This is a genomic window from Mesorhizobium sp. M0678 (assembly GCF_040320505.1).
Classification (GTDB): domain Bacteria; phylum Pseudomonadota; class Alphaproteobacteria; order Rhizobiales; family Rhizobiaceae; genus Mesorhizobium.
Map to the genome: position 1 here is coordinate 270172 of NZ_JAMYPT010000007.1, position 25532 is coordinate 295703.

The window sequence follows — 25532 nt, forward strand, 5'->3', positions numbered from 1 at the left end:
ATTGCAGAGGAACCCATTCTATTAGACTGAGTAATTCGCATGGACTTATCTGCTTATGATATAAATGTCAGACGGGAGGTGCCCTATGCAGCGCGATGGCATGAAGGATCTGCTCTGGTTCGTGGCGGTCACCCGGGAGCGCAGCTTCACCAAGGCGGCGGCCAAGCTCGGAACCTCGCAGTCGACTCTGAGCTCGACAATCAAGGAGCTTGAAGCTCGTCTTGGCGTCCGCCTGCTGACGCGTACGACGCGGAGCGTCGCTCCGACCGAGGCCGGCGAGCGACTTTTCCAATCTCTTGTTCCCCGCTTCGAGGAAATCGAAGCCGACCTTGCAAGTCTGGTGGCCTTTCGCGACAAGCCCTCCGGAACGGTCCGCATCACGCTGTCCGACCATGCGCTCCAGACGACCGTCTGGCCGAAGTTGCAGCCCTTGCTCAGCGACTATCCTGACGTGTGTGTCGAGCTCTACAGCGACAACGGCATGAAGAACATTGTGGAGGAGCGTTTCGACGCAGGCGTGCGGCTTGGTGAGAGCATTGACAGGGATATGATCGCAGTGCGCATCGGGCCGGATTGGAGGCTCGTGGCCGTGGCTTCGCCGGAGTACTTTTCCCGCCATCCGGTTCCGACCGCACCGCAGGATCTGGTCGATCATGACTGCATCAATATGCGGCAGGCGACGTTCGGCGGATTATATGCCTGGGAATTCGCCAGGGATGGCCGCGACCTTCGTGTGCGGGTGGAAGGCCAACTCACCTTCAATTCGTCCATTCCCATGATCGAGGCTGCGATAAGCGGTTTCGGGATCGCCTATGTCCCGGAAAACCTCGTCAGCCACCACATCGCCAAGGGATGCCTTAGGCTCGTGCTTGACGACTGGAGCCCGCCGTTTGCGGGCTATCACCTCTACTACCCGAGCAGGCGACAGCTCTCGCCTGCGATGGCGGTGATCGTGGAGGCGCTCCGCCATCGCATCTGACCCCAAGACTGCGCCTATGAATCATGAAGCTGACATTGGTAAATGGTAGGTTCTGACCCAAGCCATTTGACTTCTACGCTGCGGGCGGCTGCTTTCGCCTCAAAGCAGACGTGTAGCTCGCTCGCCTCTATGTCTGTGATTGACACAGAAGCAGTCATCGAAAAGGAGCCAAACTCGCAGGCTGAACTGGCCAAGAATTCTCGTGGATAGCCGAGGTTTTTCTCGAGCCTAGGCCATGTCTTGGTCGTCAATGGGTAGGACAGGGTTGTCCAGTTATCCCCCGGCAAGACGCGGCAGCAGGAAAATCTCCGCCCCTTCCGGCAGTTCCTTCGACCACGTGTCGCGATAGATCGTCCCGTCGATGGCGACGGCGATGCCGCGATCGATGTATGGCTCGAGGCCGGGATACTGCTCAGCCAGCTTCCTGAACAGCTCCCGAATATCCTTCGCCTCGATTTCGACCTTGCTCTTGCCTCCGGCGATCGCGCCGAGCGACCCCCAGAGCGTTACTTCGACCATCAGCCTCCCCGTTCCGCCTCGAGCGCCGCCAGGATGCGCGGCGGCGACATCGGGATATGCGTCATCCGCACGCCCGCGGCGTTCGACACCGCATTGGCGATCGCCGCCAGCGGCGGCACGATCGAGGTCTCGCCGACGCCGCGCACCCCGTAAGGATGGTTGGGATTGGGGATTTCGAGGATCTGCGTGTCGATCATCGGCAGGTCCGAGCAGACCGGGATCCGGTAATCCAGGAAGCCAGGGTTCTGCAGCCGCCCGTCCTTGCCGTAGATATACTCCTCGTTGAGCGCCCAGCCGATGCCTTGCGCGGCACCCCCCTGGTATTGCCCCTCGACATAGGTCGGATGCACCGCCTTGCCGGCGTCCTGGACGACGGTGTAGCGCAGCACCCTGGTGGAGCCTGTCTCGGGATCCACCTCGATATCGCAGATATGGGTGGCGAACGAGACGCCGGCGCCGTCGGCGACGAGCTCACTGTGGCCTGCGATCGGTCCCCCCGTCTTCCCTGACGCGGCCGCGATCTCCTTCATCGACAGCGGCGAAAGGTTGCCGTGCGTAGCGCCTTTGGCAATCGCGTGACCCTCTTCCCAGACCACGTCGTCGACGGGTATGTCCCACATCTGCGCGGCGCGCTGCCTGAGGACCTTGATGGCGTTGCGGGCGGCCGAGATCGTCGCCATGGAGGAGGAGAAGGTGCCGCGGCTGCCGTCCGTCATGTCGTTGTAGCCGAGGCTGGAGGTATCGGCGACCACCGCCTTGACCTGCTCATAGGGGATACCGAGCTCCTCCGCCGCCACCAGCGACAGCGACGCGCGGGAACCACCCACATCGACCGTGCCGACGGCAAGCGAGACCGAGCCGTCCATGCCGATGTTGAGGTCGGTGCAGGTCTGGCCACCGAAATTGAACCAGAAGCCGCAGGCCATGCCGCGGCCCTGGTTCTTGCCGAGCGGCGCCTTCATGTGCGGGTGATTCTTCGCCGCCTCCAGCGTCGGCCCGATGCCGATCGGGCCGTATACCGGTCCATAGGACGATCTGGTGCCTTCCTGCGCCGCGTTCCTGATCCGGAACTCGACGGGGTCCATGCCGATCTCCTTGGCCAGCTCGTCGACCGCACTTTCCACCGCAAACGCCGCCATCGGAGCCGACGGCGCGCGATAGGCCGCGGTCTTGGGCCGGTTGACCAGCACTTCGTAGCCGACCGTCCTGACGTTCTCGAGCTTGTAGCAGGCAAAGGCCGTCATGGCGCCGATCTCGGCCCACATGCCGGCATAGGGGCCGCAGCTATAGCGCAGTGTCGCCTCGGCCGCCGTGATCGTGCCGTCCTTGCGGGCGCCGATCCGAACATCGATCGAGGTGGCGCTGGTCGGGCCGGAGGCGCGGAACACCTCGTCGCGCGTCATGACCAGCTTGACCGGCCGGCCGGCCTTGCGCGACAGCGCCAGCGCCACCGGCTCGGCCCAGACATGGGTCTTGCCGCCGAAACCGCCGCCGATCTCCGACGAGGTGACGCGCAGCTTCGAGGCTTCCATGCCAAGCAGTTGGGCGCAGTGCTGCCGGTAGACAAAATGGCCTTGCGTACAGACCCACAGGTCGGCGGTGCCGTCGGAGCTGACATTGGCCACGCAGGCATGCGGCTCGATGTAACCCTGGTGCGTCTGCTCGGTCTTGAAGGAGCGTTCGACGACGAAATCGGCCTGGCCGAAACCTTCATGGATGTCGCCATGGCCATACTGGGTGCGCTTGGTGACATTGGAAGGCTTGACGGGCTTCTCCTCGAGGCCCTCGGTGAAGATGGCGTCGTTGACCAGGGGTGCGGAGTGCTTCATCGCCTCGTCGACATCGGTGACATGCGGCAGCACCTCGTAGTCGACCTCGATCAGCTTCAGTGCCTGCCTCGCCGTGCGGGCATCGACCGCAGCCACCGCGGCCACGGCATGGCCGTCATAGAGCGCTTTCTTGCGCGCCATGCAGTTGTCGAGGATGTCGTACATGGCGGCATCGCCGTCGGTGAGGTCGGGCAGGTCGGCCGCGGTGATCACGGCCTTGACGCCGGCGAGCTTCTCCGCCTTCGACGTGTCGATCTTCCTGATCGTGGCATGCGCATGGGGGCTTCTGAGAACGCGCCCGACCAGTTGCCCGGCCATGTTGAAGTCGGCGCCATAGCGTGCGCGGCCCGTCACCTTGTCGACGCCGTCGGGACGGATGGGACGCGTGCCGACAGAGGTGAAATTGCGTCCGGAGTAACGCGGATCGAAATTCATCGTCATGCTCCCTTCATCACGCTGGCGGCGTCCTGAACGGCACGCACGATCTTGTCATAGCCGGTGCAGCGGCAGAGGTTCCCGGCGAGGCCGAAGCGGATCTCCTCCTCGGTCGGATCGGGATTCTTGGCCAAAAGGTCCTTGGCAGCCATGAGGAAGCCCGGCGTGCAGACGCCGCATTGGAGTGCGGCGTGTTCCAGAAATTTCTGCTGCAGCGGATGCAGCCTGTCGCCATGCGCCATGCCCTCGATGGTCTCGACGTGCCGGCCCTCGGCCTCCGCGCCGAGCACCAGGCACGAGCACACCAGCCGATCGTCGAGGATGATGCTGCAGGCCCCGCAGTCGCCGGTGCCGCAGCCTTCCTTGGCGCCCGTCAGCCCCAGGCGATCGCGCAGGACATCAAGCAGCGTCTCGTCCGGCTGGCAAAGGAACTCGACATTGTCGCCGTTGATTGTCGTTGATACTGCCACACCAGCCATCATTTGCCTCCTGCGCGTGCATAGGCGGTCGTGGCGGCCCGCTTGGCCAGCACACCCGCGACTTTCCGTCTGAATTCGATAGTGCCGCGCTTGTCGTCGATCGGGCGGCAGGCGCCCGAGCAGACCTTGGCGAGCCTCTCCAGCGTGGCTTCGTCCAGCTTGGAGCCGATGAGAACCTCGGCGGCCTCCTCGACCAGAATCACCGTCGGCGCCACGGCGCCCAACGCCAGACGGGCGGATTTGACGCGACCTTGCTCATCGAGCGTCAAGTTCACGCCGGCGCTTACCACCGCGATGTCCATCTCCGTGCGCGGAATGAAACGCAGATAGGCATCGCCCGAACGCGGCAGACGGCTGTCGAGCAGGATTGCCTCGATGATCTCGCCCTTGGCCAGCGACGTCTTGCCCGGCCCAGTCGGCACCGCTTCCACGGCAATCGTGCGCCTGCCTCCTGGCCCGACTACCAATGCCCTGGCGCCAGCTGCCACCAGCGCCGGCACGCTGTCCGCCGCCGGTGAGGCGTTGCAGAGATTGCCGACTATGGTGCAGCGTCCCTGCACCTGCTTCGAGCCGATCAGCTTCGCCGCCTCGACGACGCCCGGCCATGCCTTAATCAGGGCCGCGCTCTCTCCCAATACGGCGCAGGGGACCGCAGCGCCAATGCTAAAGCCGTCCGCCGTTTCGCGGATTTCACTCAAGCCCTCGATCGCCTTGATATCGAGGATCAGGTCGGGTTCGATAAAGCCGCCTTTCATCCTCACCAGGAGGTCGCTGCCTCCGGCGAGAATGGCGACCGTGCCGACTGATCCGGCCAACTGGCCAACGGCATCTTCCATTGAAAGCGGACGTATGTAGCGCATCGTCTCCCCTTAGTGGTCATAGTCACACCAACTGATATAACCGTCTCTCCACAATGGCCATCCTGTTCGTGCATTCGCGGATTGGGCCAGGCGCCGCAATTTCATTTGCTCGTCCAACTGGACGCACCGCCAGCCACTAATGCTCGATCGGTCCCTTCGGCATGACCAGCGCCGTGCCAGCAGTCGTCGGGCGCTCGATCATGCGGCGGACGCGCGCGCAGTCCAGCACCGCGCCGACCCATCCGTAAGTCATCCGTAAGTGCGCTCCCTCTATGTCCTGTTTCGAACCAGGCGACATGTCTGCGCCGTACAGAGAGGGAAACGAACATGAGCACGCTCCTTGCACCAATTGTGATTGGCCCCGTATCGGTCTTGAGTACCTCGGTCCGTATCGATGGGCCGCTTCCCGGCTCGAGCATTTCCCTCCTGGTAAATGGCGTACCCGTCCCTGCGGTAAATGCCGGCGCCACAACCAGTACCTTTGTGCCGGTCGCCGCAGGCTCCCTCAACGTGGGGGATGCATTGACCGCACGCTGGACGCTCGGCGCCGAAACCAGTGATCCAAGCCCGGTCCCGATCGTCGTGCTCGGGTATCCCTCGACGCTAAGCCCATTGGTGTATTTGAGTCAGGTGCACGAGTGCGTCGACTGGGTGCTGATAGGCGCAGCCTATCCTGGCGCCACGGTCGAGATTTTCAACGGCGGCGCATTGATTGGCAGCGATACTGCACGCGGAAATGTCGTACCAGTGCGCATTCGCGGGGCGATCCAGGCCAACGATGTGCTTAGCGCAGTGCAGTCCGTTCAGACGCCTGCCGGACAGGTGAAGAGCAGTCAGACCCCGAGCTTGCCCGCCGAACAGACGCCGTATCGGGAAAATACCATGCCGGCACCAGCAGTCGGCCCGGTTCCTGGGTGCGCGCAAGCAGTACCCGTCAGGGGGTTGGCTCAAGGCGCCACCACGAAGGTCCACTTCAATGGCGACGTGCTGGAATATCCTTTCGTCGGTGCCAACCTCCTGGCGCTGCTTGGCCGTGCCGCGCACAATCCGGATGTCTTCAGCGCCACGCAGCACTTCGAGCGCTGCAATGCATCAAGTCCGTCATCTGCCCCTCCGGTGATCGTCGACGAAACCTTGCCGGTTAGAAAGCCCGTAATCGACGCCTCACAGTACTCCTGCCCGGCAGCCCGTGCTTTGCCTATCTCCAATCTCGAGCCCGGCGCGACATTGACGATCCAACTTGTCGATCCGACTTCGGGTGCAGCTACCGTGCTCGGGAGAATCGGAGTCGGCGAGGATGTGAGTTCCGGCCAATACTGGATTCCCGACGTGTCGGCCCTGATCCCGGCCTCGCCGCCGTTTCCATCGCTCGTCGTCATCCAGGAGCTATGCGGCAAGACAGCCACATCGGATAAGTTGCTGGTGGTAGGGTCTTACCAGGGCAGCGTATTTCCGCCGACCGTCATGGAGCCTGCATTTGAATGTGCAAGCGGCGCTTTCGTCAACAGCGTCGACAACGCGGTCGTACGTTTGTACTCGGATGCGCCAGATTCTCCTGTAATCAGCAAGCCCGTATTCAGTTTTGGCGGCCTCGTCTGGGTCGAGACATTTCGGCCGTTGCGCGCCGGCGAGCACATTCACGCCCAGCTGGAGCTTACTTGTCAGCCCCTCGCGCTTCGGGTCGGGGGCCCGATCAAAGTGTCCGACCTGACCCCACTCAAGACCCCGGATATTCAACAGCCCGTCCGGGTCTTCCAGCGGCTAATTTACGTATCAGGCGTGATTCCCGGGGCGCGCGTGCATGTATTCGTGAACGGGAAGTGGCGCGCCAGCGATACGCCACTTGGTTGGACGACGCTCTTCTTCGGGATTTACGTAGGCGAGCTCAAGGTAGAAGACCAAATTACGGTGATGCAGACATTGTGCACGAAGATGTCTCCGCTCACCAGAGTTCCCGTCAATGTCACCCTCGGGGAAATGCTGCTCTCCGCGGCTCCCCCGTCCCTGATAGCGGGCCAGCCGGCGACGATAACCATCAAAGCAGTCGACGCCGATAACAAGTCCCAATCGGTTGGAGGGACCATATCGCAAGGGGGCGCGGTGGTCGGGGCCACCAACACAGCGTTCACGCTATCTCCGCCTACCGGCCAAGCATCGGTCAGCTTGCAAGTTGCAGCCGTTGGCTACAAGACCGAGACCATCAGTATTCCCCTTACTGCGGCGCCGGTCGCCAAGCCGGCGATGCTGACGATAGCAACGGGTCTCTGGTTCAACGCCACCAAGAAAGAAATCACTGAAATCACCTGGCACCTGCAGGGGCCATCCGGCAGCTTTTCAAAGACCGAAAAGCCGAACGCAGAGCCGGCGTTGGTTCAGTTCGCGTTGCCCAAGCCGGCCGGCGGCGGGTTCACGCCGTTCACTCTCAGCTGCGAGGTCACATTCCAGTTCCAGGATTTCAATTTCATCTCAGGCGTATCTGGGACGAGGTCGAGTGACTTTATCGAGGGAGGCCTCATAAAGCCGTCTCCATCAACCGTCGAGATGTATTGGAGCGGTACCGACCTGACGATCAACTTCCTGGTAAAGTGGATACAGCAGGGCGATTATTTCGTCATAGAGCTCATGTAGTCGAATCGCCAGCGGAAGGGCGTCAGGGTGGCTGGAGCGGTTCATCGTTTCACGGAAACGGCGAACCGCTCTGTCTCTTCCGGACGGAAAACCGTTTCACACTTTTCCTGGAATTGCGCTGGAGCGGGATGCGTTCAAATTGAACGGTGCATCCCGCTTTATCTATTTGTCTTAACCGCATTTCTGCGACGTCAAGTGATTCCACTTGGCTGCAAAATGCTTTAATGCTCGATCGGTCCCTTCGGCATCACCAGCGCCGTGCCGGCAGTCGTCGGGCGCTCGATCATGCGGCGGACGCGCGGTGGCTCGTTGCCGCTGTGCAGCGCCCTTATGCGCTCGCCGATGACCGCGTCGGCGTAGGTGGCGCGCCGATTGTGGCGGATATATTCGACCCAGGTCGGCGTGTGGTAGTGCTCGATCCATATCGACGGATTTTCGAGATCGCGCGCCAATGTCCAGTTGCGGGCGCCGTCACGGCGGCGGATGCGGCCGCGCTCGGCCATGGTGGCGAGGAATTCCGGTACGTCCTCGTTGCGGATGACATATTCGATCATGATGGCGATGGGACCGCTGCGCGGCTTGAGATCAAGCGCCAGATGCGGCTCCTGAAAACGGTTGAGCGGGTCGAGGTTGAGCACCGCCTGCTGCGGCAGCGGCAGCAGCAGGCCGATGGCGCCTCCCGCCAGCATGGCGACGCTGGCCGCCATCAGGGCGACTTCGGCGCCATGGGCGTCGGCAACGACACCCCAGACCCAACTGCCGAGCGCGATGCCGCCGAAGGTTGCGGTCTGGTAGACCGAAAGCACGCGGCCGACGACCCAGCGCGGCGTCGACATCTGCACGGTGACGTTGAAATGCGACAGCGCCGTCACCCAGCAGGCGCCGCCGAGCAGCAGGCCGAGCGACGTCTGCCAGGCATGATTGCTGACGGCGGCGTTGAAGGCGCAGACGGCGAAACCGGCGAATGCCATGCGCACCATGGTTTCGCTGGACAGCAGCTGCCGCAGCCTGACGCTGGTCAGCGCGCCGCCGACGGCGCCGATGCCGAAGGCGCCGAGCATGATGCCGTAGCTCAAGGCATCACCCTTGACGACGTCGCGCGCGACCAGCGGCAGCAATGCCAGGACCGCGCCGGCGCTGAAGCCGAAAGCCGAGCTCCTGACCAGCACCTTGCCGATGTTAGGCGACATGGCGACATAGCGCAGGCCGGCGCCCATTGCGGCGCCCAGTGTCTCGCGCGGCAAGGTCGATGCCGGCAGTTCCGGCTTCCAGCGGGCCAGCACGACGATGAGGCCGACATAGCTCAGCGTGTTGACGGCGAAGGCCGCGGCGGCACCTGCCGCGGCAACGATGATACCACCGATCGCCGGGCCGACGCTGCGCGTCAGGTTGAAGCCCATCGAGTTGAGCGCGATCGCCGCCGGCACCTTGGTGCGAGGCACCATGTCGCCGACCGAAGCCTGCCAGGACGGGCTATTGAGCGCGGTGCCGCTGTCGATCAGGAAGGTGAAGGCGAGCAGCGTCCACGGTGTCATCAGGTCGAGATAGGTGAAGACGGTCAGAAGAGCCGAGACGACGAGCATGAAGATCTGCGCGATCAGCATGACCTTGCGCCGGTTGAAGCTGTCGGCGATGGCGCCGGCCAGCAGCGCAAACAGCATGATCGGCAAGGTGGTCGAGGCCTGGACCAATGCCACCTGGTAGGACGAGGTGGCGATCGTCGTCATCATCCAGGCGGCGCCAACGCCCTGGATGAGGCCACCGAAATTGGAGACGAGGCTGGCGGACCACACCGCCCGGAAGATGCCGTGCCGGAACGGCGCCAGCGCCGAGGCGCTTTCGCTTTCCGGTGTGTCGTCGTTCATAAATGCTTTCCCGGGCTCAAATGCGTTTGTTCTTCCGATCAATCGGCCCCGCAAGCCGTGGGTTCAAAAAATAGAACATCATTTCGCAAAGGGCGAACGCATTCTGGAAAAACATCATGGTCCAACAACAAGATAGCGGGCGCGGAGCCGGTCAGCGCACGCCACTGCGTGCGCCGATTCAGATGCTGGCATGAAGGTAATTCGGCCCTTCAGGCTCCACAGCTCGGACTTGATCAAACTGCGGTCCGTACGTAGGAAAATTGCCAGAAGGAAATTACCGAGGGACTGAAATGAAAGCGCGAGCTCTCAAGGGGATGTCGATTGCCATTCTCATAGTGGCTATACCTCACGTATTTTTTAGACCGCTTGCGAGCATGAGCGGCCTGGCTTTAATACAAATATTTACATGCGCTATTTTGTACACATATCTTATGTTGAACATACTTGGTGACAAATTGTACGAAAAGAACGTAGTATTGTATATTATCGCTTGTCTAATAACTACATTTTACCCATATGAGAACGTATTTTTGATAGCCGGCAGCATATATGGATTTATTGTCCTATTTATTTTTCCTATATCTCTCCTTTTTATACTGAGATCCGTCCGAATCGAACTACGATGATGGTGCACTTTTTGCTGCCCAACCGACAGGCTCTGCGTTCGGATTGATCGCATGCCTCGCCTTGCCCGCATTGTCGTTCGCCGTCTGCCGCACCACGTCACGCAACGGGGTTAAGGGCGCACCAAGGTGTTTTCGCGTACGAAGACTACGCACTCTGCAAGAGCCTGCTGGTGGAGCATTGCCCACTAGCCGATCTGATTCCGGAATAGTTGCGGACCATCAAGCTTTGGTGATTGCCGCGCCCCCCAAGGAACGGCTGATTCGGCTACAATCCAACTGCAGACGAATCTGACATCAACGCGATTTGACGGAAACGAATTCAATGAATTGGCGGTGAGCGATGGGCTTTACGGCCGCGAAACCGGTCGGATCGCAACTGTGCCGTATCGGCGGCTCGCCGACTGCGATAAGCTCCCGGTGCCGAGACGGATGGGCGTCCGCCCCGGTTTGGGGTGACGCTGGTTGCTTGCCACTGCGCGGCAGAGCGCGGATTTCGCGAGACTGGTTTCGGGGGATGGGGGAAATAATGAGCGATTCATTTCAGGAAGTGACGTCCGTCTCGTGGTTCGGGCGGATCAAACGCGCGCTCGCCGGGGTCGTCTTCGGGCTGCTCCTGATCGTGCTGATGGTGATCGGCCTGTTCTGGAACGAGGGCCGGGCCGTGCAGACGGCGCGCTCGCTGGCCGAGGGATCGGGCGCGGTGGTCTCGGTCGGCGCCGACAGCGTCGATGCCGCCAATGACGGCAAGCTCGTCCATGTCACCGGGGCGGTGACGGCGAGCAGCGGCCTTGCCGATCCGGACTTCGGTATTTCGGCGCAGGGGTTGCGGCTGTCGCGCGGCGCCGAGATGTACCAGTGGAAAGAAGAGGAGAAATCCGAGACGACGAAGAAGCTGGGCGGCGGCGAGGAGACGGTGACGACCTACAGCTATTCGAAGGTGTGGGACGACAGCCAGATCAATTCGTCGGAGTTCAAGAAGCCGGACGGCCACGAGAATCCGCCGATGGAGATCCACAGCAAGCAATTCCAGATTCCGGACGGCAAGCTCGGTGCTTTCACGCTCGACCGGCCCGTGCTGGACCTGATCGGCGGCGACAAGATGTTCTCACTGTCTGCCGATCAGTCGGCCGCCATAGACGCCGCCTATACCGGCACCAAGCGGGTCAACATCGTCGACGGAAAAATCTATCTCGGTTTCAACACCACGTCGCCGGCGCTGGGCGACTACCGCATCGGCTACGAACTGGCGCCGCTCGGCGTGGTCAGCGTCGTCGCGCGCCAGACGGGGGGCGGCTTCGAGCCATACCAGACAATCGCCGGCGACCAGTTGCTGATGGTCGACACCGGCAATGTTCCGGCGGAAAAGATGTTCGCCGAAGCGGTCAGCGCGAACACGCTGATCACCTGGCTGCTGCGCGCCGCCGGCGTGCTGCTCCTGGCCATCGGCTTTGCCCTGCTGCTCGGGCCGATCGGCGTCATCCTCGACGTCATTCCTTTGCTCGGCAGCATGGCGCGGATGGGTACCGGCATCATCGCGTTCTTCCTGGCGATCCTGGTCGGGGCGACGACGATGGCCATCGCCTGGTTCTGGTACCGGCCGGTGCTGGCGGCGGGCATCCTGGCAGCGGGCGTCATCGCAGCGGCGGCGGTCTATTACCTCGGCCGCTCGCGCAGGCCGGCTCCGCCGGTTGCGGCGCCGAGCGCGGCCACATGATTTGCAGGCGCCGGCGGTTCTAGCGGTTCATCGTTTCACGGAAACGACGAACCGCCCTGTTTCCTGGAATTGCTTCTAGCGGTCTTCGAAGCCGGTCAGCACGCCGACGGCGTTGATGCCGATCTCCTCGACGGCGTAGCCGCCTTCCATGACGAACAGCGTCGGCAGGCCGAGCCTGGCGATGCGGCGGCCGATCCTGGGATAGTCGGGGGTCTTCAGCTTGAACTGGCTGATCGGGTCCTTCTCGAAGGTGTCGACGCCGAGTGAAACCACGACGACATCAGGAGCATAAGCCGAAAGCCTCGTGCAAGCGTCCTCGAGTGAGGCGTTCCACACGTCCCAGCCGGTGCCGAAGGGCATCGGGTAATTGTCGTTGAAGCCTTCGCCGTCGCCCTCGCCGCGTTCGTCGGCATGGCCGAGGAAGAAGGGATATTCGGTCATCGGATCGCCATGCAGGTTCAGCACCTGAACGTCACCGCGGCGATAGAATATCTCCTGGGTGCCGTTGCCGTGGTGATAATCGACGTCGAGGATCGAAACGCGCCCGGCGCCATGGTCGCGGAACCATTGCGCGGCGACGGCGGCGTTGTTGATGAAGCAATAGCCGCCCATGAAGGCCGCCCCTGCATGGTGCCCCGGCGGGCGGCAGAGGGCGAAGGCGGAAGGCTCACCGGCCTTGACCAGCGCGGCGGCGGTCAGCGCGACGTCATAGGACGACTTGATCGCATCCCATGTGCCTTTGACGAACGTCGCGCCACCGTCGAAGGAGTAGAAGCCGAGCAGCGCATCGATGCCTTTCGGGCGCACGTCGCCGCGAAGGCCGCGCGTCGGCCAGGTGAAGGGAATGGCCGAACCGCTGCGGCCCGACGCTTCCCAGAGCGGCCACACGGTCGGTAGGAAATCGATGTAGTCGCTGGCATGCACCTTCCTGGCGGCGGCGAGGTCGTGGCTTTCCGGCGGCAGGATCGGACCGAGCTTCTCGCTCTCCACCCGCGCCCTGATGAACTCGGCGCGCGAAGGCTTTTCAAAAGCCGGCACGATGGCGCCGGCGATCAATTCGACATTGCCGGAATGGCCGGCATGGAAAGGCGAAAAAACAGTCTTCATGAAATTGTTCCGTGGTGAGACGCGGCAACCCTAACCGTCCTGCACTGCCTTTCACAAGGCGCTGGGCCAACCAGCCATGGCTTGCTGGCCCGGCAGCCGGTCGTCTAGCCTGCCGGCAGCGCAACCGAACCGCGGGTAATCATGAGTTCAAATGCCGACCTGATCGTCACCAATGCCCGTGTGCTGACCATGGACGAAGGCAATCCGACGGCCGAGGCCGTGGCGATAAAGGACGGCAACATCCTGGCGGTTGGCGATCGCCGGACGATCGAGGCGCTGAAAGGGCCGGCCACGAAGATCATCGATGCGCAAGGCGGTTCGGTGGTGCCGGGCTTCATCGAAGCGCATATGCACCTTTTCGGCGGCGCGGCCGAACTGGACAATCTGCACCTTCAGGGCGTGCATGGCTTCGATGCGCTGAGCGACGCGATCCGCGCCTACGCTGCGGCACGGCCGAACGCCAAATTGCTGCTTGGGGCCGGCGTCGACTATACCATCCTTTCCAAGGACGAGCCGGTCACCCGCCATCATCTCGACCGCATCATCGCCGACCGGCCGTTCGCCATGTCGGCTTCCGATCACCACACAATGTGGGCCAACACCAAGGCGCTTGAGCTGGCTGGCATCCTGCACGGCAAGCAACTCGGCCCCGGCAACGAGATCGTCATGGGCGCCGACGGCCTCGCGGCCGGCGAATTGCGTGAGGGCGAGGCCTTTGGGCCGATCCTCGAGCTTTCCGGGCAGAACCGCGTGCGGCTCGGCCTTGCGACAGGCGGCGAGCCCGAGCCGTACCCTTCCGCCGCTGAAATCGCGGCCGACCGTGCCCTGATGCATCGCGGGCTGGAATGGTGCGCCCGCCACGGCATCACCTCAATCCAGAACATGGACGGCAATCTCTACCAGCTCGAACTGCTTGCCGGGTTGGAGCAGGAAGGCCGGCTGCTCTGCCGCACCAAGATACCTTTTCATTTCAAGAACTTCATGACGCTCGACAGGCTGGAAAAAGCGTCGAGAATGGCTTCCGCCTACCGATCGGAATGGCTGTCGTCCGGCATGGTCAAGATGTTTTACGACGGCGTGCTGGAAGGCTGGACCGCGGTCATGGTCGACGACTATGCCGACCGGCCGGGCTGGCGCGGTGAGCCGCTGTTCACGCCAGAGCATTTCGCCGAGGTGGCGCTGGAGGCCGACCGGCGCGGCCTGCAGATCGCCGTGCATTCGATAGGCGACGGCGCTGTGCGCGCGGTTCTGGACGGTTACGAGGCGGCGCGGCGGAAGAACGGCAGGCGCGACAGCCGTCACCGGGTCGAGCACATCGAGGTGACCACTGCCGCCGACGTGCCGCGCTTTGCCGAACTCGGCGTCATCGCCTCGATGCAGCCGCCGCACCCGCCCGGCGCCATGGACTTCCCGCTGGAGCCGACGCTTTCGCGCATCGGCCGCGAAAGATGGCCGCTGAGCTATGCCTGGCGGACGCTGAAGCAGGCGGGTGCGCATGTCGTCTTCGCTTCCGACTGGCCGGTGTCGCGGGTCGACCCGATCCTGGGCATTCAGGCGGCGGTGTTGCGCAAACCTTGGGCAGACGGCGTTCCCGACCAGAGCTTCTCGCTGTTGGAAGCGCTTGCGGGCTATACAGTCGAAGGCGCTTATGCCGAATTCATGGAGCACCGCAAGGGCCGGCTGAAAACCGGCTATCTGGCCGATCTGGTGGTGCTGTCGGCCGATATCGAGACAACTGAACCGGGTTTGTTACACAAGGTGCATCCGGTGACTACCATCTGCGGCGGCAAGATCAGTCATCAGGTTGATGATGGGGCTGACGATGGCACGGAGCTTGCGTTCTGAACCGAGATTCAGATGCATGGTTGCCAAGCCGACCGGCATATGCTGACAATCGAATGGGAACTGGATCCGCCAACAAGAGCGGACATGAAAATGGGGAAGTGCGTGCCGGATCAGCCGGGTAAGAGTGCAATCGAAGTCCGCGGCGTCCGCAAGGTGTTCGGTACCGGTGACGCACAAGTCGCCGCTCTCGACACGGTTTCGGTGTCGATCCGCGAGAATGAGTTCTTCACGCTGCTGGGGCCGTCGGGCTGCGGAAAGACGACGCTGCTGCGGCTGATCGCCGGCTTCGATTTCCCCAGCGAAGGCGAAATCCTGCTGCACGGCCACGACATTGCGCCGCTGCCGCCGTTCAAGCGGCCGGTCAACACCGTCTTCCAGTCCTATGCGCTGTTCCCGCACATGACGGTGGCCGAGAATATCGGCTTCGGCCTGGAGATGCTGGGCAAGCCGAAAGCCGAAATCAAGGCGCGCGTCGCCGAGATGCTGAAGCTGGTCAAGATGGAGGCGCTGAGTGCCCGCCGCACCAGCCAGATCTCCGGCGGCCAGCAGCAGCGTGTCGCACTGGCGCGCGCGCTGGCGCCGCAGCCGAAAGTGCTGTTGCTCGACGAGCCGCTGTCGGCACTCGACTACAAGCTGCGCAAGGAAATGCAGATCGAACTGAAACGGCTGCAGCACCAGACCGGCATCACCTTCATCTTCGTCACCCACGACCAGGAGGAGGCGCTGACCATGTCCGACCGCATCGCGGTGATGTCGGCCGGCAAGATCCTGCAGGTCGGCACGCCCTGGGACATCTATGACAAGCCGGCCGAGCGCTTCGTCGCCGACTTCATCGGCGAAACCAATTTCCTGACCGCAGCCATCACCGACATCGGCAACGGCAAGGCTCGCGCGACCCTCAAATCCGGCGCAACGATCGACGCGACCGTGGCTGAAGGCTTCCAGCCGAAGGATAATGCTACCGTGGTGGTCAGGCCGGAACACGCCAAGCTGACCAGCGGCAAGGGCGACCTTTCCGGAACCATCGAAAACATCGTCTATTTCGGTACCGACACGCATATTCATGTCCAACTGGACAGCGGCGAAGCCTTCACCGTGCGCCAGCAGAACACGCGCAGCGCAGGCTGCGGTTTCGAGCGGGGCGACAAGGTCGGCGTCTCGATCGGCAGCGACGCCGCGCAAGTGCTGAGGGATTGATGGCGAGCGCGTTTTCCCAAGCTGCATTGTTCGAAGCAGAGGCGGAGAAGGCCAGCGCCAGGCGCCACCGCCTGCTTTCGTTGCCAGCTTTGATAATCATCGGCATTTTCGGCGTGCTGCCGCTTCTCATCATCGTCATCTATTCATTTCTTGCCGCAGCACCCTATGGCGGCGTGCAGTGGCAATTCTCGACCGACGCCTATCTGAACTTCCTGTTCCAGCGCGACATCTTCGACGACACGCTGCAGTTCACGCCGGATTTCCTGATCATCTATCTGCGCTCGTTCGTCTTCGCCGTGGTGACGACGGTTATCTGCCTGCTGCTCGGCTTTCCGACAGCCTATTTCATGGCCACGCGACCGCCAGCGCAGCGCAACTGGTGGGTGCTGCTGATCACCATCCCGTTCTGGTCGAACCTGCTGGTGCGCACTCTTGCCATCATGTTCATCATCCGCGACGAGGGCCTCATCAACAACGCACTGATGGCTCTGGGGGTGATCGAGAAACCGATCACCATGCTCTACACCAACTTCGCCATCCAGCTCGGCCTGCTCTATTCGTTCCTGCCGTTCATGGTGCTGCCGCTCTATTCCAGCCTGGAGAAGCTGGATTTCCGGCTGGTCGAGGCCGCCTACGACCTCTACGCGACACGTCGGCAGGTGCTATGGCGGGTGATCATCCCGCTGTCGCTGCCCGGCATCATCGCCGGCTGCCTGCTTGTGTTCATTCCGGCCCTCGGCGCCTATGTGACGCCGCTGATCCTCGGCGGCGGTATCCACCTGATGATCGGCGATCTCATCGCCCAGCAATTCGGCTCCGGGCGCAACTGGCCGCTCGGCTGCGCGCAGGCGCTGATCCTGATGGCAGCGGTGCTGGTGGCGCTCTACTTCTATGTCCGTAACACGTCGGGGAAGATGAGGCATGGCTGACCCCCGCAGCGCCGATATCAAGGACCAACCGGGCTTCCGCTCGATCGCCATCATCTGCCTCTGCGTGCTCTACGCGCCGATCCTGATCCTGATGATCTTCTCGCTGAACACCGGGTCTCTGGTCACGCGTTGGGAAGGCATCGGGCTCGGTTGGTATGGCAGTGCGCTGCTCAACCAGGAATTCCACAACGCCGCCAAGAACACGCTGATCATCTCTGTCACCGCCACGATCATTTCGACGATCGCCGCGACGCTGGCGGCGATCGGCATGACCCGGGTCAAGCCGTGGCGCGGGCTGTCGGCCGCCTTCATGGTCATCAACCTGCCGCTGATGGTTCCGGAGATCATCACGGCGGTGGCGACGCTCTCGTTCTTTGCGCTGATCGCGGGCACTCTCGGGCTCAATTTCGGCATCGGCAATCTGATCCTCGCCCACACCGTCTTTTGCATTCCTTTCGCCTATATGCCCATCCGGGCGCGTCTCGAGGACATGGATCTGACGCTCGAAGCTGCCGCGGCCGATCTCTATGCCACGCCCTGGCATGCTTTCCGGCGCATAACGCTGCCATTGCTGGTTCCCGGCATCCTGTCGGGTGGGGCGCTCGCCTTCATCGTCTCCTTCGACGATTTCACCATCACGCAGCTGGTCGCCGGCCCCGGGCAGACGACGCTGCCCCTCTACATCTGGAACCAGATCAGGCGGCCGATGACGCCGGAGATCAATGCCATCTCCACCATCCTGCTGCTGGTGTCGATCCTGTTCGTCTCGATATCGTTCCTGATCGCGCGCCGCCGCGCCAAGTGAGTCAATGGGAAGGCAAAGGAGACTGTGATGTCTAGGAAACTGATGGCTGCCGTTTCGACGGCAGCACTTTTATGGGCAGTACCTGCACTCGCCGATGGTGAGCTGCACATCTACAATTGGGGTGATTACACCAACCCCAAGCTGATCGAGAAATTCGAAAAACAATACAACGTCAAGGTGACGCTGGACGACTACGATTCCAACGAGACCATGCTGTCGAAGGTGCGCGCCGGCAATTCCGGCTACGACATCGTCGTCCCATCCGACTACACCGTGAAGATCATGATCGATGAGGGCCTGCTCGAAAAGACCGAGCCCAATGCGATGCCGAACGGCAAGAACCTCGACCCGCGCTTCGTCGACATCTACTGGGACAAAGGCCGTCACTACACCGTGCCGTGGCAGTTCGGCACCACCGCGTTCGAAGTCAACACCGACAAATACAAGGGCGACATCGACACGCTGGCAATCCTGTTCGACCCGCCGGACGAGTTGAAAGGCCAGATCAACATGCTCGACGATGTCAACACCGTGATGCACGCGGCCGAGCGCTATGCCGGTGTGCCGCGTTGCGGCGCCGACAAGGCCAATCTGAAGAAGGTCAACGACATTCTCATGGCCGCCAAGCCGTCATGGAAGACCTTCAGCTACGACACCATCACCAAGATCACCTCGGGCGATGTGATCGTCACGGAGGCGTGGAACGGCGCAACCTATCGTGCGCGCCAGAAAATCCCGGCGATCAAATACGCCTATCCCAAGGAGGGCATCGAAGGCTGGATGGATAATGTGGCCGTGCTGAAGGGCGCCAAGAACCTCGAAAACGCCAAGCTGTTCCAGGACTTTGTCATGGCTCCGGAAAACGCCGCGCTGATTTCGGAATTCGCCGGTTACGACAACGGCATTACCGGGAGCCACAAATTCCTGCCGCCGGACTTCGCCAGCGCGCCGGAAATCAATCCGCCGGCCGGTGCGCCGACTGCGGAATTCGTGCCACCTTGCCCACCGGAAGTGGTCGAGATCTACAACAAGATCTGGACCAATCTGCGCAAATAGGCTCGACGTGGGATCGATCGAAGGGAGGCTTCGGCCTCCCTTCTTTGCGACAAGGGGATTGGATGAAATCTTATCGCAACAGCGAACCGGCGCCGCCGATCATGCAGGGTTCGCCGCCGCGGATGGTGCCGCCGAAGCTCGACTGGGACCGGCCGCCATGGAACCGCTGGGCGTTTCAGCACATCCGCGAATTTCTGCCGACCGTCGAAGTCTGGCGCGGCAATGGCCATCGGCATCGCTTCGAGCGCGCCGAGGTCGATCTCGACGCGCTGCCGGTGAACGACAGCATGGGTCAGCCGACGACACTCGCCGGACTGCTCGATGAGACCTATACCGACGGGTTTCTCGTGCTCAAGGACGGCAAGGTCGCCTATGAGCGCTACTTCAACGGCATGACCGAGCGCACGCTGCATCTTTCGCAGTCGATGGCGAAGTCGGTCACCGCCTCGGTGTTCGGCATACTGGTCGGGCGCGGGCTGATCGATCCGGCTTTGCCGGTGACGACCTATCTGCCGGAGCTGGAAGCGACCGGCTGGGCAGGCGCCAGCGTGCAGCATGTGCTCGACATGACGAGCGGGGTGCGCTTTTCCGAGGAATACACCGACCCCTATTCCGACATCGGCCAGGTCGATGTCGCCACCGGCTGGAAGCCGGTGCCACCGGACAGCGATCCGGCCTTCCGCTGGCCATCGCATATGTTCGAACTGATCCTGGGGCTCAAGGAGAAAATCCGGCCACACGGCGCCGCCTTCGAATACCGCTCGATCGAGACCGACGTGCTTGCCTTCATCATGGAACGGGTGAGCGGCAAACGGCTGGCGCAGCTGGTTTCGGACGAACTCTGGCAAAAGCTCGGTGCGGATGAAAGCGCCTGCTTCACCGTCGACAGCGCCGGCTACGCCATCGCCGACGGTGGCTTCAACGCCACGCTGCGCGACTATGGCCGCTTCGGCCAGCTGATCCTCGACAATGGCGGCGAAATCGTGCCGGCCGACTGGATCGAGACGACACGCAATGGCAGGCATGGGCCGGATTTCAGTCCCAGCCTGCCGGAAGGCAGCTACCGCAACCAGTTCTGGATCGAGGACCCGCGCTCGCGCGCGCTGATGTGCCGGGGCGTGTTCGGGCAGCTGATCCATATCGACTGGGATACGAAAATGGTCGTGGTGAAGCTTTCGAGCTATCCGGATTTCACCAACATCGGCTATTCGGTGGGGACGCTGAAGGCCGTGCATGCCATTGCCGCGGCGCTCGCCTGAACCTCAAAGAAATCCGCAGGATCACCATGACCGGCAAGACCGCGTTCGAAACCAGATACGGCTTTGCCCGCAAGCAAGTGCTGCTCGGCAACTGGCGCGAAAGCCCGTTCAGCCGGTGGTCGTTCCAGAATGTCGGCGAGTTGGTGCCGAGCGCTGCCGTGGCGGCAAAGCCGGGCAGCAGCGAAGCGCCGGCCCAGGATTTCGGCGGGTTACTTGGTGAAAAGGTCGCTCTTGCAGGCGGGGCGGAGACGGTCGCGGCGTTTCTCAGGCGCTCCGATACCGACGCGCTGACGATCATGAAACGCGGCAAATTCGTCGGCGACTGGTCCGCGCCGCATATGGAGTTTGGGGCGCGCCACCTCGTCTTTTCGATCAGCAAGTCGCTGACCGCCATTGTTGCCGGCATATTGGAAGGCGAGGGGATTTTCGATCCGCAGGCACCGGTAAGCCGCTATCTGCCCGAAGCCGCCGGCTCGGCCTATGGCGATGCGCGTGTGCGGCACGTGCTCGACATGAGTGTCAGCCTCGATTTCGAAGAGGCCTATCTCGATCCGGAAAGCGCCTTCGCCCGCTATCGCCGCGCCATGCTGTGGAATCCGGGCGGGGGCACCGAGAGCCTGGCCACTTTCCTCATGACGCTGCAGGGTCTGGCCGAGCCGCATGGCCGGACGTTCCGCTACCGTTCGCCCAATTCCGACCTGCTCGGCATCCTGCTCGAACGTGCGTCTGGCCGGCGTTTCGCCGATCTGATGCGCGAAAAATTATGGGAGCCGCTCGGCGCCGTCGGCGATGCCTCGGTGACAGTCGACACGGAAGGAACGGCGCGCACCGCCGGCGGCATTTCGGTGACGCCGCGCGACCTTGCACGCGTCGGCGAGATGATGCGGCAAGGCGGCGCAGCCAATGGCCGCCGCGTCGTGCCGGAAGCCTGGGTGCGCGACACGACCGAAACCGGCGGTGACGCCGAGGCCTGGCGGCGCGGCACGATGGCGTTCCTGTTTCCGCGTGGCCGCTACCGCAACAAATGGTACCAGACGGGCGCGGCAAGCGGCGCCGTCTGCGGCATCGGCATCCACGGCCAGTGGCTTTACGTCAATCCGAAGGCCGAAATGGTAATCGCAAAGATGTCGTCGCAGCCGGTACCGGTCGACGATCCGCTCGATTTGGATATGATATCTTTCTTCGAGGCGCTGAGCCGGATGGTCTGATCCATCCAGACAGCCCGACCTTTCCTGTGGACCTCTCGCCGGGTTGAAAATGGCGCAGTTGGCGCGGCAGTGCTCTGCGCCTATGGTCGCTGCTCGTTTCGACTAGCGACAGGTACGACATGGCAGCCGACATCAAGCGCATCGCAACCATCATAGCCGCCGAAATCGGCGCGCGGCCCGAACAGGCTGCGGCGGCGATCGGCTTGCTCGACGACGGCGCGACCGTGCCGTTCGTGGCGCGCTACCGCAAGGAGGTCACCGGCGGCCTCGACGACACGCAGCTGCGCGACCTTGCCGAGCGGCTGGCCTACCTGCGCGAACTCGACGCGCGCCGCGACACCATCCTTGGTTCGATCCGCGAGCAGGGCAAGCTGACCGACGAGCTCGAGGCAAAGATCGCTGCGGCCGGCACCAAGGCCGAACTCGAAGACATCTATCTGCCTTACAAGCCGAAGCGCCGGACCAAGGCCGAGATCGCACGCGAGCGCGGGCTCGGGCCTCTGGCGGAAGCTATTCTCGCCGACCGTACGGCTGTACCCGCCGAGCTGGCGCTGGCCTACATCAGCGAAGACGTGGTCGATACCAAGGCGGCGCTCGAGGGTGCGCGCGACATCCTGTCCGAACAGTTCGCCGAGAATGCCGATCTGGTCGGCAGATTGCGGACCTACATGAAGGAACGCGCCTTCCTGCGGTCGCGCGTCGTCGACGGCAAGCAGGAGGCGGGCGCGAAATTCTCCGACTATTTCGACCATGTCGAGCGCTGGGCCAACGTGCCGAGCCATCGCGCGCTGGCCATGCTGCGCGGCCGCAACGAGGAGGTTCTGTCGCTCGACGTCGAAGTCGATGCCGATGACGCCTCTCCGGTGAAACCGGTTGAGCGGATGATCGCCGACGCCTACGCCATCGGCCGCCAGTTGCCGGGAGACCGCTGGCTGATGGAGGTCGCCGGCTGGACCTGGCGCATAAAGCTGTCGCTGCACCTGACGCTCGATCTGATGCGCGATCTGCGCGAGCGGGCCGAAGAAGAAGCCATCCATGTCTTCGCCCGCAATCTCAAGGATTTGCTGCTTGCCGCGCCTGCCGGCTCGCGGCCGACGATGGGGCTCGATCCGGGCATTCGCACCGGCGTCAAGGTGGCGGTGGTGGACGGCACCGGCAAGCTGCTGGCGACGACAACGGTCTATCCGTTCCCGCCGAAGAACGATGTCCGCGGCACGCAGGCCGAACTGGCCAAGCTCATCCGGCTGCACAAGGTCGAGCTGATTTCGATCGGCAACGGCACCGGCAGCCGCGAGACCGAAAGGCTGGTGGCCGACATGCTGGCTGACATGCCTGCCGGGTCCGGGCCGAAGCCGCTCAAGGTGATCGTCAGTGAAGCCGGCGCCTCGGTCTATTCCGCCTCGGCAACGGCGGCGGCGGAATTTCCCGGCCTTGACGTGTCGCTGCGCGGGGCAGTGTCGATCGCGCGGCGCCTGCAGGATCCGCTCGCCGAACTGGTCAAGATCGAGCCGAAGTCGATCGGCGTCGGCCAGTACCAGCACGACGTCGATCAGTACCGCCTCGGCCGCTCGCTGGAAGCGGTGGTCGAGGATGCGGTCAACGCCGTCGGCGTCGATCTCAACACGGCCTCAGCGCCGCTTCTGGGGCGGGTTTCGGGTCTCGGCGCATCGCTGGCCGAGGCGATCGTTGCGCATCGCGATGCCTCCGGCCCGTTCGCCAGCCGTCGCGAACTGTTGAAGGTCTCCCGCCTTGGACCCCGCGCGTTCGAGCAATGCGCCGGCTTCCTGCGCATTCCAAACGGCAGCGAACCGCTCGATGCGTCAGCGGTGCATCCGGAAGCCTATGGCGTGGCCAAGAAGATTGTTGCGGCCTGCGGGCGCGACGTCCGCTCGCTGATGGGCGACAGCGCCGCACTCAAGGCGCTCGATCCGCGCGTCTTCGTCGATGAGCGCTTCGGCCTGCCGACGGTGCGCGACATCCTGGCGGAGCTGGAAAAGCCCGGCCGCGACCCGCGCCCCGGCTTCAAGACCGCGACTTTTGCCGATGGCATCGACGACATCAAAGATCTGAAGCCCGGCATGCAGCTTGAAGGCACTGTCACCAATGTCGCCGCCTTCGGCGCCTTCGTCGATATCGGCGTGCACCAGGACGGACTGGTGCACGTCTCGCAACTAGCCGACCGTTTCGTCAAGGACGCGCATGAGGTGGTCAAGGCCGGCGACGTGGTCAAGGTGCGTGTCGTCGACGTCGATATCAAGCGCAAGCGCATCGGTCTGTCGATGCGCAAGGATGGCGACGCTGGCGCACCGAAGCCGCGCGACAATGGCAGCAGGCCGGTGCCGCGCGCGCCCGCGCCCCAACGCCAGCCGGAGCGGCCGGTGCAGCAGGGCGCGTTCGGCGCCGCTTTGGCCGATGCGTTGAAGCGGAAGTAATTTCGCGAGCCGGGCTGCGCCGCCAGGTCAGACGGCGGCGCTCGACATTGATCATCCATCACCAATGCTCATGGATCGGCGAAGCTATTTCGTTTGATTTTTTCAGGACGGGAGCCGATAAGCCGCGCGTTTCAAGATTTCTGTTTCGATGCATGTCGTTATCTCCAAGCTGCCGAACACCCTCGGGTCAGGCCCGCGGGCAAGCTTTGGGCGACATGCATGAGTTTGGGAGACCGAGAGCCATGGCCGCCGACAAGAACGCATTCGTCTGGGATGATCCTTTCCTGATCGAGGACCAGCTTTCGGAGGACGAGCGCATGGTGCGCGATGGCGCCGCGGCGTTTGCCGCCGACAAGCTCGCTCCGAAGATCGAGGAAGCCTATCTCGAGGAGAAGACCGACGCCGGGATCTTTCGCGAAATGGGCGAGGCCGGTCTGCTCGGCATCACCATCCCGGAAGAATATGGCGGGCTCGGCGCCAACTACGTCACCTACGGGCTGGTCGCGCGGGAAGTGGAGCGGATCGACTCGGGCTATCGCTCGATGATGAGCGTGCAGTCGTCGCTGGTAATGTATCCGATCCACGCCTATGGCTCGGAAGAACAGCGCAAGAAATACCTGCCGAAGCTGGCGTCGGGCGAATGGATCGGCTGCTTTGGCCTGACCGAACCTGACGCCGGTTCCGACCCGGGCGGCATGAAGACGCGGGCCGAGAAGACCGCGAGCGGCTACAGGATCTCCGGCTCGAAGATGTGGATTTCCAACGCGCCGATCGCCGACGTGTTCGTCGTCTGGGCAAAATCGGCCGCGCATGACAACGAGATTCGCGGCTTTGTCCTGGAAAAGGGCATGAACGGGCTGTCGGCGCCGAAGATCGGCGGCAAGCTGTCGCTGCGAGCCTCGATCACCGGCGAAGTGGTGATGGAGGGCGTCGAGGTCGGCGAGGACGCGCTGCTGCCCAACGTCTCGGGTCTCAAGGGACCGTTCGGCTGCCTCAACCGGGCGCGCTACGGAATTTCCTGGGGCGCCATGGGCGCGGCTGAGGATTGCTGGCACCGCGCCCGCCAGTATGGCCTCGACCGTAAGCAGTTCGGCAAGCCGCTGGCCGGCACGCAGCTTTTCCAGAAGAAGCTCGCCGACATGCAGACCGAGATCGCGCTCGGCCTGCAGGGCAGCCTGCGCGTCGGGCGGCTGATGGATGAAGGCAAGATGGCGCCGGAGATGATCTCGCTCGTCAAGCGCAACAATTGCGGCAAGGCGCTCGACATCGCCCGCCAGGCCCGCGACATGCATGGCGGCAATGGCATCCAGATAGGCTACCACGTCATGCGCCACGCCCAGAACCTGGAAACCGTCAACACCTATGAGGGCACGCATGACGTGCATGCGCTGATCCTCGGGCGGGCGCAGACCGGGTTGCAGGCGTTCTTTTAGCATTGGCAGGTGTCCTCCGCTTCCAGCGCCACTGCTTGGCATCTCCCCTCGCAAGGCGGGAGATCGGCAATTTTCGCCAACGGCGCCACATTTTGTTCTTGCTTTGTGCCGGCAGCTATGCTACTAATTTCGCTATGGTGCTAATTCGCACCGACGACCCGCTCACCGAGGCGGGTTTTTCTTTTCAGCTCTTTTCGACCAAGCATCGCGCGTGCTGCTGACATCAATGTCGGCGGGAAGCGCCCGGTGCTGACCCGCCGGCCTTCGGCTCTGCACCGTTGCAACGTCTTGCCGCCACGCCACGGAATCCCAGGTCGGCGCTCCGTT

General features: G+C 62.8%; 18 protein-coding genes. 12 read left to right on the forward strand and 6 right to left on the reverse strand.

From position 1 onward, the window contains the following. Positions 1 to 85: 85 nt before the first annotated feature. The gene (locus NKI29_RS15925; protein ID WP_352576064.1) at positions 86 to 979 is read left to right on the forward strand and encodes a LysR family transcriptional regulator; all 894 of its coding nucleotides are present in this window, start codon (positions 86 to 88) and stop codon (positions 977 to 979) included. 273 nt (positions 980 to 1252) lie between these two features. On the opposite strand, the gene NKI29_RS15930 is transcribed toward NKI29_RS15925, so the two are convergent. Genes NKI29_RS15930 through NKI29_RS15945 form a run of 4 tightly spaced genes read right to left on the reverse strand, consistent with a single transcriptional unit; the run spans position 1253 to position 5101 of the window. Next, positions 1253 to 1498: a MoaD/ThiS family protein gene (locus NKI29_RS15930; RefSeq protein WP_023675441.1), complete on the reverse strand. Its 246-nt coding sequence runs from the start codon at positions 1496 to 1498 to the stop codon at positions 1253 to 1255. After that, the gene (locus NKI29_RS15935; protein ID WP_352796686.1) at positions 1498 to 3762 is read right to left on the reverse strand and encodes a xanthine dehydrogenase family protein molybdopterin-binding subunit; all 2265 of its coding nucleotides are present in this window, start codon (positions 3760 to 3762) and stop codon (positions 1498 to 1500) included. Before NKI29_RS15935 ends, NKI29_RS15930 begins: the two co-directional genes overlap by 1 nt. A gap of 2 nt (positions 3763 to 3764) precedes the next feature. Next, a complete protein-coding gene (locus NKI29_RS15940) occupies positions 3765 to 4241 on the reverse strand; it encodes a (2Fe-2S)-binding protein (protein ID WP_023675443.1) in 477 nt (158 codons plus the stop codon). Then, complete coding sequence (locus tag NKI29_RS15945) at positions 4241 to 5101, reverse strand: FAD binding domain-containing protein (RefSeq protein WP_352454097.1); 861 nt, start codon at positions 5099 to 5101, stop codon at positions 4241 to 4243. The genes NKI29_RS15940 and NKI29_RS15945 overlap by 1 nt, the downstream gene beginning before the upstream one ends. Before the next feature lie 327 nt (positions 5102 to 5428). Here NKI29_RS15945 and NKI29_RS15950 point away from each other — a divergent pair, with 327 nt between their 5' ends. Further along, the gene (locus NKI29_RS15950; RefSeq protein WP_352796667.1) at positions 5429 to 7729 is read left to right on the forward strand and encodes a hypothetical protein; all 2301 of its coding nucleotides are present in this window, start codon (positions 5429 to 5431) and stop codon (positions 7727 to 7729) included. Positions 7730 to 7950: 221 nt separating this feature from the next. On the opposite strand, the gene NKI29_RS15955 is transcribed toward NKI29_RS15950, so the two are convergent. Continuing rightward, a complete protein-coding gene (locus NKI29_RS15955; protein ID WP_352767625.1) occupies positions 7951 to 9594 on the reverse strand; it encodes an MFS transporter in 1644 nt (547 codons plus the stop codon). A gap of 1152 nt (positions 9595 to 10746) precedes the next feature. On the opposite strand from NKI29_RS15955, the gene NKI29_RS15960 reads away from it, so the two are divergent. Further along, positions 10747 to 11934 carry a TMEM43 family protein gene (locus NKI29_RS15960; RefSeq protein ID WP_352620429.1) on the forward strand — a complete coding sequence of 396 codons (1188 nt, stop codon included), beginning with the start codon at positions 10747 to 10749 and terminating at the stop codon, positions 11932 to 11934. A gap of 75 nt (positions 11935 to 12009) precedes the next feature. Here NKI29_RS15960 and NKI29_RS15965 read toward each other — a convergent pair whose 3' ends face one another. Beyond that, positions 12010 to 13041, reverse strand: a complete 1032-nt coding sequence (locus NKI29_RS15965) for a histone deacetylase family protein (RefSeq protein ID WP_352448177.1) — start codon at positions 13039 to 13041, stop codon at positions 12010 to 12012. A 141-nt stretch (positions 13042 to 13182) separates the two neighbouring features. Here NKI29_RS15965 and NKI29_RS15970 point away from each other — a divergent pair, with 141 nt between their 5' ends. The 9 genes from NKI29_RS15970 (at position 13183) to NKI29_RS16010 (ending at position 25205) form a co-directional block, all read left to right on the forward strand. After that, positions 13183 to 14886 carry an amidohydrolase gene (locus NKI29_RS15970; RefSeq protein ID WP_352697446.1) on the forward strand — a complete coding sequence of 568 codons (1704 nt, stop codon included), beginning with the start codon at positions 13183 to 13185 and terminating at the stop codon, positions 14884 to 14886. Between the two features lie 102 nt (positions 14887 to 14988). Then, complete coding sequence (locus tag NKI29_RS15975) at positions 14989 to 16083, forward strand: ABC transporter ATP-binding protein (RefSeq protein ID WP_352787029.1); 1095 nt, start codon at positions 14989 to 14991, stop codon at positions 16081 to 16083. Further along, positions 16083 to 17012, forward strand: coding sequence for an ABC transporter permease (locus NKI29_RS15980; protein ID WP_023675452.1), 930 nt, complete (start codon positions 16083 to 16085; stop codon positions 17010 to 17012). Before NKI29_RS15975 ends, NKI29_RS15980 begins: the two co-directional genes overlap by 1 nt. Continuing rightward, positions 17005 to 17817 (forward strand): ABC transporter permease, encoded by an 813-nt coding sequence (locus NKI29_RS15985; RefSeq protein WP_023675453.1) that lies wholly within the window; start codon positions 17005 to 17007, stop codon positions 17815 to 17817. The genes NKI29_RS15980 and NKI29_RS15985 overlap by 8 nt, the downstream gene beginning before the upstream one ends. A gap of 27 nt (positions 17818 to 17844) precedes the next feature. Continuing rightward, positions 17845 to 18873: an extracellular solute-binding protein gene (locus NKI29_RS15990; RefSeq protein WP_352568095.1), complete on the forward strand. Its 1029-nt coding sequence runs from the start codon at positions 17845 to 17847 to the stop codon at positions 18871 to 18873. A gap of 62 nt (positions 18874 to 18935) precedes the next feature. Next, positions 18936 to 20132, forward strand: coding sequence for a serine hydrolase domain-containing protein (locus NKI29_RS15995; RefSeq protein WP_352568094.1), 1197 nt, complete (start codon positions 18936 to 18938; stop codon positions 20130 to 20132). A 26-nt stretch (positions 20133 to 20158) separates the two neighbouring features. Then, entirely contained in the window at positions 20159 to 21340 is a 1182-nt protein-coding gene (locus NKI29_RS16000; protein ID WP_352568093.1) for a serine hydrolase domain-containing protein, read from the forward strand. Positions 21341 to 21459: 119 nt separating this feature from the next. Next, a complete protein-coding gene (locus NKI29_RS16005; protein WP_023675457.1) occupies positions 21460 to 23772 on the forward strand; it encodes a Tex family protein in 2313 nt (770 codons plus the stop codon). 242 nt (positions 23773 to 24014) lie between these two features. Then, positions 24015 to 25205, forward strand: coding sequence for an acyl-CoA dehydrogenase (locus NKI29_RS16010; protein ID WP_352454106.1), 1191 nt, complete (start codon positions 24015 to 24017; stop codon positions 25203 to 25205). The last annotated feature ends 327 nt before the right edge of the window (positions 25206 to 25532 follow it).

Excerpts from the sequence above, each read along its gene's own strand:
- NKI29_RS15985 (WP_023675453.1), top strand. The coding sequence starts at position 17,005 with ATGGCTGACCCCCGCAGCGCCGATATCAAGGACCAACCGGGCTTCCGC.
- NKI29_RS16010 (WP_352454106.1), top strand. The coding sequence starts at position 24,015 with ATGGCCGCCGACAAGAACGCATTCGTCTGGGATGATCCTTTCCTGATC.
- NKI29_RS15965 (WP_352448177.1), bottom strand. The coding sequence starts at position 13,041 with ATGAAGACTGTTTTTTCGCCTTTCCATGCCGGCCATTCCGGCAATGTC.
- NKI29_RS15925 (WP_352576064.1), top strand. The coding sequence starts at position 86 with ATGCAGCGCGATGGCATGAAGGATCTGCTCTGGTTCGTGGCGGTCACC.
- NKI29_RS15995 (WP_352568094.1), top strand. The coding sequence starts at position 18,936 with ATGAAATCTTATCGCAACAGCGAACCGGCGCCGCCGATCATGCAGGGT.
- NKI29_RS16005 (WP_023675457.1), top strand. The coding sequence starts at position 21,460 with ATGGCAGCCGACATCAAGCGCATCGCAACCATCATAGCCGCCGAAATC.
- NKI29_RS15950 (WP_352796667.1), top strand. The coding sequence starts at position 5,429 with ATGAGCACGCTCCTTGCACCAATTGTGATTGGCCCCGTATCGGTCTTG.
- NKI29_RS15940 (WP_023675443.1), bottom strand. The coding sequence starts at position 4,241 with ATGGCTGGTGTGGCAGTATCAACGACAATCAACGGCGACAATGTCGAG.
- NKI29_RS15980 (WP_023675452.1), top strand. The coding sequence starts at position 16,083 with ATGGCGAGCGCGTTTTCCCAAGCTGCATTGTTCGAAGCAGAGGCGGAG.
- NKI29_RS15955 (WP_352767625.1), bottom strand. The coding sequence starts at position 9,594 with ATGAACGACGACACACCGGAAAGCGAAAGCGCCTCGGCGCTGGCGCCG.
- NKI29_RS15990 (WP_352568095.1), top strand. The coding sequence starts at position 17,845 with ATGTCTAGGAAACTGATGGCTGCCGTTTCGACGGCAGCACTTTTATGG.
- NKI29_RS15970 (WP_352697446.1), top strand. The coding sequence starts at position 13,183 with ATGAGTTCAAATGCCGACCTGATCGTCACCAATGCCCGTGTGCTGACC.
- NKI29_RS15935 (WP_352796686.1), bottom strand. The coding sequence starts at position 3,762 with ATGAATTTCGATCCGCGTTACTCCGGACGCAATTTCACCTCTGTCGGC.
- NKI29_RS15945 (WP_352454097.1), bottom strand. The coding sequence starts at position 5,101 with ATGCGCTACATACGTCCGCTTTCAATGGAAGATGCCGTTGGCCAGTTG.
- NKI29_RS15930 (WP_023675441.1), bottom strand. The coding sequence starts at position 1,498 with ATGGTCGAAGTAACGCTCTGGGGGTCGCTCGGCGCGATCGCCGGAGGC.
- NKI29_RS15960 (WP_352620429.1), top strand. The coding sequence starts at position 10,747 with ATGAGCGATTCATTTCAGGAAGTGACGTCCGTCTCGTGGTTCGGGCGG.
- NKI29_RS16000 (WP_352568093.1), top strand. The coding sequence starts at position 20,159 with ATGACCGGCAAGACCGCGTTCGAAACCAGATACGGCTTTGCCCGCAAG.